We start from the raw sequence: 9,322 nt of genomic DNA, 5'->3' as shown, positions 1-9,322 counted from the left end.
CTTCTGTGGTACCGGCCCCAACGTCGTTTCCGGGTTGGGAATTTGGAAGGTGATCTGTCAGTCCAGTCGGCGACGAACTTCGGCGGCAAACCCCGATACTCCCGATCGGTCGAGGACCTCGAGCAATCCCTGGATATGTTTCGGTGGCCGCCTGTGCTCGGCGACCTGCCTGTGGAGCACTTGACCAGGGCCGGTGGGTCGTCGGGCTCCACGTCCCTATCCCGCCGAGTTCCGAGCGCGAGCGGTCGCGCTGGTGCGTGTCGGTAAACCGTCCAGGCAGGCCGCCCGTCTCGAGGAGGCTGCCGAAGCGACGGGCGATCGGAAGCTGATTCGATCCGTGAGAGGAAGGACTTTCGCGCCGTTCGGCCGCTGACACCCACTCATCCGTCGTTCCGGCTCTTGCTCCAGGGTTACTGAACCGCTTACGTCCCCGCACAGGCGTGCGGTTTACTTGACCGACTCTGTCAGTGTGGTTGAGAGGCGAATTCTGTTGTTGGTGCGACTGTTCCGGCGTTCGATCATCGCACTTGTCGTATCGGTGACGGTCATCGCGCCGATGGGGGTGTACAGTTCCGCCGCGCCCGGGCCGGGTAACGAGCCGCAGCCGCTGGGGTTGGAGCGGTTTCAAAGGCAGCCGATCGATTGGCGGGCTTGCGGGACGGCGGAGTTGGACGCGGCCGGCGGGGAGTGCGCGGACCTGGTGGTGCCGGTGGATTACGGGAAGCTCGACGGACGCACGACGACAGTGGCGATATCTCGGGTGCGAGCAGGTGATCCGGGACGGAGGCGCGGGGTGCTGCTGTCCAATCCCGGCGGACCCGGCGCGGAGGGGCTGGACAGTCTGGATCTGCTCGGTGATGTGCTGAGCCCGGAGGTGCTGGCCGGCTATGACCTGATCGGAATGGATCCGCGTGGTGTCGGGCGGTCGGGGCGGACTGGGCGGTGCGGGTGGCCGGTGGGCGAGATGATCCGATCGGCGGGCGTGGATCTGCTGGGGTTCGCGCACGACACCGTGCAGTCAGCCGGAATGGCTGCCTCGTGTCTGGTTCGTGATCCGGAGTTGTTGCGGCAGTTCACTACTCGCAATACGGCGCGGGATATGGACATCGTCCGCAGCGCGCTGGGAGAGGAGAAGATCAGCTACTACGGGACGTCCTACGGGACCTACCTGGGCGCGGTGTACACGCAGATGTTCCCGGAGCGGGGAGATCGGATCGTGCTCGACAGTGCCATCGATCCGGATCGGTATTGGGAAGGGCTGGTACAGGATTGGGGGCCGGCCGATGAGATCGCATTGGACGATTGGGCGGGGTGGGCGGCCGCGCGGGACGACACGTATCGGTTGGGTGCGACACCGCGGCAGGTGCGGACCGGGATCGAGGAGCTGGTGCGGGCTGCCGCACGGCAGCCGATCGTGGTGGACGGTTTCGCTGTCGACGATCATTGGCTGCCGTTCATCCTGCACGGGATGCTGATGAACTATCGGATCAATGCGGCTGTGGCCGAGACTGTCCGGGAGCTCGCCGACGCCGCGGGCGGGCCGCCGACCAGGTCTCGTTCGCCTCGGCTCGCGGCCATCGTGGCAGCGCTGCGCGACGGGGAGAACTCGACGCTGGCGCAGATCGCCTGCGGGGACTCGGGTGCGATGACGGATCTGGGTTCGTACTGGCGCAATATCGAGGACAGCCGGGTCACGCAGCCGGTCTTCGGCGCGTTGGCGAGCAATGTCGAGCCCTGTGCGTTCTGGCCACGGCCGGTGGAAGCGCCCACCGTTGTGCGGAATTCGGTGCCCGCGCTCATCGTTCAGGCGACCGGAGACCCTCGTACTCCCTACGCCCACGGACTCCGGCTGCACCAGGACATGGCGGGGTCGCGGATGGTCACGCTGCAGGACGTCCGCATTCACATGACCTTCCGGCCCAGGTTGAGCGCCTGCGTGAACGAGGCGATCAACACCTACTTCGACGCCGGGACGCTGCCGGAGTCGGATACGACCTGCCACGCCGATCCATCGACGCCCTAGCGCCGGGCAGGATATGGCCACGCCGCCCGGAGGGCCGGCTGGTCGAGCCTGCGAAGGTCCCTCCCGCGCCTCGCCCGACCACCCCGTACCTGGCAGAGATCGCATGGCGGAAAATGCGGTATTCATGGCCCATAAAGCGGGGCGCACGGGTATCGAATCGGACACACTCATCCGGAACCAATCGTTCAGAAGCCCGGTGATCCAACCGGTTCCAATCGTCTCGGCTAGCCCTCGGGCGACGCAACGAGTACCCGATGACAAGGAGTCCCCAATGCCCGTAATCACCACGTCCGACGGCGTCGACATCTACTACAAGGACTGGGGCAGCGGGCAGCCGATCGTCTTCAGCCACGGCTGGCCCCTATCTTCGGACGACTGGGACGCACAGCTGATGTTCTTCCTGTCCCACGGTTTCCGGGTAGTCGCCCACGACCGGCGCGGCCACGGTCGTTCCGCGCAGGTCGCCGACGGGCACGATATGGATCACTACGCCGATGACCTGGCCGCGGTCGTGACCCACCTCGATCTGTCGAACGCGGTGCATATCGGTCATTCCACCGGCGGTGGGGAGGTCGTGCGCTACCTGACGCGGCACGGACAGGATCGGGCCGCCAAAGCCGTTCTGATCAGCGCGGTCCCGCCGATCATGGTCAAGACCGCCGACAACCCCGGCGGACTGGACAAGTCGGTCTTCGACGGCATCCAGGAGCAGGTCGCCACCAACCGAGCCGACTTCTTCCGCACCTTCGCCGAAGGACCGTTCTACGGCTACAACCGGCCCGGCGCAACGCCTTCCGAGGGCGTGATCGCCAACTGGTGGCGTCAGGGCATGGCCGGCGGCGCGAAGGCGCACTACGACGGTGTCGTCGCGTTCTCCCAGACCGACTTCACCGAGGAACTCACCAAGATCACCATCCCCACCCTGGTCCTGCACGGCGAGGACGACCAGGTGGTCCCGATCGCCGACACCGGCATCCGCTCGGCCGAACTGCTGCCCAACAGCACCCTGAAGACCTACCCGGGCTTCCCGCACGGCATGCCGACCACCGAAGCCGCGACCATCAACGCCGACCTGCTCGCCTTCATCCAATCCTGAGCAGCGCTTACGCCTCGAGGCTCGGGGTGGATATCGACCTTTCCGAATTCATCGACGAGGACTAATGCCGAAAACACGCCCCGAGCCCGTCCGCGACCCGCAGGCCGATCATTTGCTCACACCGCAGAACTGCGCGATCGTCCTCATCGATTTCCAGCCGGGCCAGTACGCCACGGTCGGATCGGCGACGACCGAGGAGATCAACCTCGGCGCGGTGACCCTCGCCAAGCTCGCACACGCTTACGCAATCCCGACAATCGTGACAACTGTCGCGGTGGACATGGGCGTCAACGAGCCGACCAACCCGGCGATTCTCGACGAGCTTCCCGATGTCACCGAGATCGACCGCACCGGAGTCAATGCCTGGGAGGACGCCGACTTCCGGGCAGCAGTCGAAGCCACCGGCCGCCGAAAAATCGTCATGGCCGGCCTGTGGACCGAAGTCTGCCTTGCGTTTCCGACCCTCGACATGCTGCGCGAGGACTATGAGATCTACCCCGTCCTCGACGCTGTCGGTGGCGTGTCGGCGGTGACGCACGACGTGGCGGTCACTCGCATGGTGCGGGCCGGTGCTCAGCCGATCACCTCACTGGCGCTCGGCTGTGAGCTGATGCGCAACTGGGCACGCTCCGATTCCGACCTGTATCGAGTGATCATCAACGACTACTTCCGACGCAAACGGGCCACCGGAGCGGCCCAGGGCGACCGCTCGCACTCCCCGGTCGAATAGTCGCCGGGCTGACCGCAACCACGCAGTCGTTGGACTACGGGGGGAGCATTCGGACAGGCCGCTGGGTCAGCTCGCGCACGAGACCCTACGTCCGAGTGCGCTCGAGGCACCCGGATCTGCGGGCCGACCGCCGTCAGGGCGTTCGCGTTGTGGAGCGTTAGGCCCACAATTGCTGCGAGAGGACCGGTTCTCCCGAAGAGCCGGTCCTCTCGTGTTTCGGGATCCGCCGAGGACCGAGGTCAGACTATCCCCAGCTCTCTCTGGCAACGTTCAGTTGCTGTTGCAGGGCATTGCCGGGCGGCCCTAAGACATCAGGATGCAGGCTTCGGGTGAGTGCCTTGAAGACCGAAGCCCGCAAGTGCGGGGGTAGCGCATTGAACAAGATTTCCGCCCAGTTCGCCGAGGGTGATGATTGTGTTGGCCTGCTTCGTAGTTGGCAGTTCGGCGGGGTCGTATACTCCCCTTATGGCGGATGTGCGGTCCTCCACAGAATTCCCCGAGTCGCCCGTTCTCGTGGTGCAGACGCGAGAACACGTTTATCGGCTGCGCGCCGGGGGTGTGTACAACATCGGCCGCGATCCGACTGCCGACGTTGTTGTCACCGATCCGCGTGTTTCGGCCGTGCACGCTGTGCTGGAGCGAGGGTCGAACGGTTGGGAAATCGAGGATGCGCACAGCCTGAACGGCACCTTTTTCGACGGTCAGCGCGTCGAGCGGATGCTGATCGACCACGACGAGACGTTCCAGCTGGGGCATGCCAAAGATGGTGCGCGGCTGTCCTGCTCGCTGGAATCACCCCACCCCGCCCCCGAGCCCGAACCCGATGACGACTTCGGTGGGGACACGATGGTCGTCCCCAATCCTGGCTATGACTTGGACGATGAAGCCACGGTCACCAAGTTCGAGCCAGGCCTGCCCCGCCGAGTGTCGCGGTGGTCGCCTCCGGCTACCCAGCCCACCGCGGTGGTACGGATCGTCTCGGGCACGCTTCGGATCGGGCGCGCCGCCGACAACGACATCGTCGTGCCCGACCTCATGGTGTCTCGCCATCACGCCGAACTGCAGGTGATCGCCGAAGGCAAATATCGAGTCGTGGACCTCGACAGTCACAACGGCACGTACGTCAACGGCCACCGGATCGAGACCGCGGACCTGTCCGAATCCGACCTGATCGGCATGGGACACACCACCTACCGGCTCGTCGGCAACGAACTGCGCGAGTCCGTCGACACGGGTGACATCTCGGTCTCGGCCCAGAACCTCATCGTGCGGACACCGGAAGGCAAAGTGCTGCTCGACGATGTGAGCTTCCCCATCGCGCAGCGCTCACTCGTCGGGGTCATCGGACCCAGCGGAGCGGGCAAGTCGACACTGTTGGGCGCGGTCACCGGGATGCGGCCCGCGACCGAGGGGACCGTCCGCTACGACGGACGCGACCTGTACACCGATTACGACGAGCTGAGACACCGGATCGGGTTGGTTCCGCAGGAGGACATCCTGCACAATCAGCTCCCGACGCGACGCGCCCTGCTCTACGCGGCCGAGCTGCGCTTTCCCGGTGACACACGCAGGGAGGAGCGCGAGCAGCGAGTCGACGAAGTCCTCGAGGAACTCGGCTTGTCGCGGCATGCCGACACCCGCATCGATCGACTCTCCGGCGGGCAGCGCAAACGGGTGAGCGTCGCATTGGAACTGCTGACGAAACCGTCGCTGTTGTTCCTCGACGAACCGACCTCCGGCCTGGATCCCGGCCTGGACAAGACGGTCATGGAAATGCTGTCCGAACTCGCCCACGACGGGCGGACCGTCATCGTCGTCACCCACAGTGTGGCGAATCTCGATTCCTGTGACCGCCTCCTGGTTCTCGTGCCCGGCGGCAAGCTGGCCTATTACGGACCGCCCGCAGAGGGGCTGCAGGAGTTCGGGCAGCGCACCTGGGCCGAGGTGTTCCAGGCATTCGACCGGGACGAGGACCGCGACTGGGCCGGTGAGTTCCGGAACTCCCCGCGCTTCGAGAATTACGTCGCTGTCGGGCTGACCAACGACATCGGACCGGCGGAAGTACACGCACCGGCTCCGCCGCCCGCGCGGCAGTCCAAGCTCAGCCAGCTCAGCACACTGTGTCGGCGGTATCTGGCGGTGATCGCCTCGGACCGCAGTTATCTGGCGCTGCTCGGCGTGATGCCGCTGCTGTTGGGCGGTTTGATCGCCGCGGTGCCGGCGGGCGCGGGTTTCACCGGGGCTCCGGGAACCAACGAAGATGCCTCCACCAAGCTCATGATCTTGGTTTTCGGTGCCTGCTTCGTCGGCACCGGCAACGCGATTCGCGAGATCGTCAAGGAACAGACGATCTACCGCAGAGAACGCGCGGCAGGACTGTCGGCCGGGGTCTACTTGATGTCGAAACTGCTGGTCTTGGGTGTGATCACCATCCTTCAGGCGGCGGTGTTGTTCTTGATCGGCGCTATCGGCACGAGTTTCCCGCCGAGCGGGATATTCACGTCGGTCCAGCTGGAGATGATCTTGGCCATGGCGATGCTGGGCATCGCGTCGCTGGCGTTGGGCTTGCTGGTGTCGGCTTCGGTGAGCACCTCGGAAAAGACACTGCCCCTGCTGATCGTGCTGTCGATGGCGCAACTGGTGCTCACCGGCGGGCTGGTGCGGCTGCCGGGCACACCCGTTCTGCAACAGCTGTCCTTCGTGTCGCCGTCCCGCTGGGGGTACGGCGCTGGTGCGGCCAGTATCGACCTCGATACCCTCACGCCGCACGAAGGCGGGCCCGACCCGCTGTGGAAACACACCATCGGCACCTGGCTGCTCGATATGGGAGTCCTCGCCGGTCTCGCCGCGATCTTCCTCGCGCTGGCCTGGTATCGCCTGCACCGGATGCAGCCACGGCGGCGCGGTGCCCGTCCCGCTCAGATGTGATCCTGCTCCAGGGCGACTGGACCGTGCGCGGTCGCGGTCGGGTGGCCTTCGCTTCGTGTGACCCCGAGTGGAGGTACTGACCAGTGTCCACCACTATTCAGGGTAGGTGTCACCAGTTACGGCTGAGGAAACTGCTGGCTACCGTTGAAGAGGAAGTCCTTCCTCGGAAAATGGTGCAAGGAGTTGATCAAATGAAAGCGAGAATCGCCGGGACCGTAGCCGCGACTGCAATCATGCTGTCGCTGGGCCTCGCCGGAGCGTCGGCAGCGTCGGCCAGCGAACCGCAGGCTACCCCCGTGGACGGATCGGTCGGCATCTGTTTCACCTTCCCGTTGCCAGGATCCGCAGACTTGGTTTGGTGCCTCTGAGGAAGAGGCTCGGAGAAAGGCGTCCCGCGGCGTCGCATGAGAAAGGCCCGGTCCAGCAGGACCGGGCCTTTTCGGTGGCAACGCCGTGTGGCGGTCAGAGCGTGCCGTTCTCGATGTCCCGCTTCAGTGCAGCCTGGTACGCCTGGTGGGAGGAGACGCCGTTGCTGACGGTGAAGTTGAGCAGCAGGGGGTTGCAGCTGAAGGTGATGTGTTCGTTCACCGCGGTGGTGCCGTTGCCGTTGTCGGTGAACGTCACCTTCTGATGCGTGATGACACCGGGGGTGTCGTAGCTGTCGGTGAGGTAGTACCGGTCGGCCGGGAAGAGGCGCTGTTCGGCCTGGGTTTTCGCGGGGTAGTCGACCGAGCCCATGGGGACGTTCTCCAGCGCGGTGAAATCGATGGTCGTGCTGACGCCGTCGCTGCAGGTGCGGTGGGTGATGATGTCCTTGAGGAACGGGTGGCGGCCGATGTCGTTGCGCAGGTTCGAGTAGACCGTCCACACCTTGTCGATCGGGGCGTTGATGGTGATCGGCAGGTCGACCGTGCGTGAGGCGGAACCGGAGGATCCGCTCTTCTCCGAGGCCTGGTACGACGCCCATCCGGTCTGCCAGCCGGCGGTGTACGCGTTCGGGGTGTCGGTACAGGTCGGTGCGGAATCCGCCTGCGCTACCGGTGAACCCGTCGCCGCGAACGACAGGGCCATTGCGCATCCCACAAGATATTTCACGGCCGGACTGTAACGTGTTCTTGCGATGTTCGCTCGCGCCGTCATGGATTCGAGACCGACTGGCAGGATCATGCGGCGGATCACCGGCCGATCGGCCGCCGGGCGTCGAGCTGCGCGCGGTCCGCGGCGGCCCGTCCCGCATCCCAGCCCTCGGCGCTGCGGATGGTGATGCCGCGATTGCGGGCCTGCGGAAACAGCGCGTCGAAGGCCGCGTCGACGGCGAGCTGATGCGAGGCCAGCACCGGCAGCAGCCGTTCGGAATCGGGTGATTCGGCGATGGTGGCCGCGGTGGCCGCCGCGAGCCGTTCCCCGATGCGGGTGGCGTAGGCGACCAGGAACGATTTCCGGAAGATCCGGCTGCGCGCCCCGTCGTCGGGGGTGTCCTGCCCGCTCGCGATCATCGCCCGGGTGGCCTGCACCAGCAGCGAGGTGGTCAGCAGCTCGATCGCCTCGAGATCCGCGTCGTCCCCGACGATGGTGACGAACCCCCACTCCGAGGCCACGATGGCGCGACTGCGATTGGCCTTGGCGACCACGTCCACCAGCAGCGCCTTCGCGTCGACATAAGGGGTGTCGAGCCAGATCCGCCGCGCCCCAGGCAGATCGGGAGCAGGGGTGTCGGCGTCGACCAGCACCCGATCGAGCGCGTATTTGGTCATCAATTCCTGCGCCTTGGCCGACAAGGTCTCGGCCTCCTCGGGAAAGGAGGTCGATTCGGCTTTCGCGAGCAACCCCCGCACCCGCCCGAGCACCTTCTCGTCGACATGGTGATGCACCCCGGCCCGCGGCCGCGCACTGCCCGGCAATGGCCTGATGAGCTCCAATTCCGGCAGCAGAAGCAGCAGGGCGAGCGCCTCGATCACGGTCGTGATCGCCTCCCGCGAGGTCAGCATGTGCTTGGCCGCCCACTGCCCGAAGAACGGTTCCGAGTCCGACCACCAGACCCGGGCCTCGATGGCGTCGAGTTGCTCTACCCAGGTCTCGTCCATGGTCTCGGCCGTGAAGGGCCGCACATGATCGGCCATCACATCGACGAGGAACCCGGCCGCGAACTCGTCCACCCGCCGCGCGGCCGCCTCGTGCACATCCCCCGGCAGCCACCCGTGCTGAAACACCCGCCGAATGACGTGCCGCCCGGCCAGATCCACCCCGGATCCGACAATGTGATCCGGCAGCCCGCTCTCCGCGACCTCGTCGGCGAACCGCCCCGCGATCCCGGAATCTCCCCGGGCCGTCTTACTCCCCGCGCCCACCCGCGCCGCGGTCATCGCGGCCGCCAGCACGGCGTTCCCGACCTCCTGCGCGGTCGGCTGCTCTGCCTCGCCGGTCAGGAAGCGAACGTCACCCAGTTGCGCACGCAACTTGGCGGCTCGGTGCTTGCGATTCGGCTTACCCACGGCCATCAACCCTATTTCACGGCCGGGTGGCCACGGTCTCGTCCCGTGGAGGC

The 9,322-nt window shown here is 65.8% G+C and carries 6 protein-coding genes; 4 read left to right on the top strand and 2 right to left on the bottom strand.

Translation table 11 applies throughout. The features are described 5' to 3' along the window. Positions 1 to 469 precede the first annotated feature (469 nt). From ACFV4K_RS32245 to ACFV4K_RS32230, 4 genes are all read left to right on the top strand, one after another. Positions 470 to 2,023: an alpha/beta hydrolase gene (locus tag ACFV4K_RS32245; RefSeq protein WP_379280022.1), complete on the top strand. Its 1,554-nt coding sequence runs from the start codon at positions 470 to 472 to the stop codon at positions 2,021 to 2,023. Positions 2,024 to 2,294: 271 nt separating this feature from the next. Next, positions 2,295 to 3,119 (top strand): alpha/beta fold hydrolase, encoded by an 825-nt coding sequence (locus ACFV4K_RS32240; protein WP_379280020.1) that lies wholly within the window; start codon positions 2,295 to 2,297, stop codon positions 3,117 to 3,119. A 64-nt stretch (positions 3,120 to 3,183) separates the two neighbouring features. Then, on the top strand, positions 3,184 to 3,849 hold the full coding sequence (locus tag ACFV4K_RS32235; protein ID WP_379280019.1) for an isochorismatase family protein: 666 nt from the start codon (positions 3,184 to 3,186) through the stop codon (positions 3,847 to 3,849). A 408-nt stretch (positions 3,850 to 4,257) separates the two neighbouring features. Then, entirely contained in the window at positions 4,258 to 6,777 is a 2,520-nt protein-coding gene (locus ACFV4K_RS32230) for an FHA domain-containing protein (RefSeq protein WP_379280017.1), read from the top strand. Positions 6,778 to 7,239: 462 nt separating this feature from the next. Here the strand turns inward: ACFV4K_RS32230 and ACFV4K_RS32225 are convergent, their stop codons facing one another. Beyond that, a complete protein-coding gene (locus ACFV4K_RS32225; protein WP_379280016.1) occupies positions 7,240 to 7,872 on the bottom strand; it encodes a hypothetical protein in 633 nt (210 codons plus the stop codon). Between the two features lie 80 nt (positions 7,873 to 7,952). Continuing rightward, complete coding sequence (locus ACFV4K_RS32220; RefSeq protein ID WP_379280014.1) at positions 7,953 to 9,269, bottom strand: DUF2786 domain-containing protein; 1,317 nt, start codon at positions 9,267 to 9,269, stop codon at positions 7,953 to 7,955. Between the last annotated feature and the right edge of the window lie 53 nt (positions 9,270 to 9,322).

Source organism: Nocardia sp. NPDC059764 (assembly GCF_042732555.1).
GTDB lineage: Bacteria > Actinomycetota > Actinomycetes > Mycobacteriales > Mycobacteriaceae > Nocardia.
This window is presented reverse-complemented; position numbering and strand designations above follow the sequence as displayed.

Coding starts and splice junctions, on each gene's coding strand:
- ACFV4K_RS32240 (WP_379280020.1), top strand. CDS start 2,295: ATGCCCGTAATCACCACGTCCGACGGCGTCGACATCTACTACAAGGAC.
- ACFV4K_RS32235 (WP_379280019.1), top strand. CDS start 3,184: ATGCCGAAAACACGCCCCGAGCCCGTCCGCGACCCGCAGGCCGATCAT.
- ACFV4K_RS32230 (WP_379280017.1), top strand. CDS start 4,258: ATGATTGTGTTGGCCTGCTTCGTAGTTGGCAGTTCGGCGGGGTCGTAT.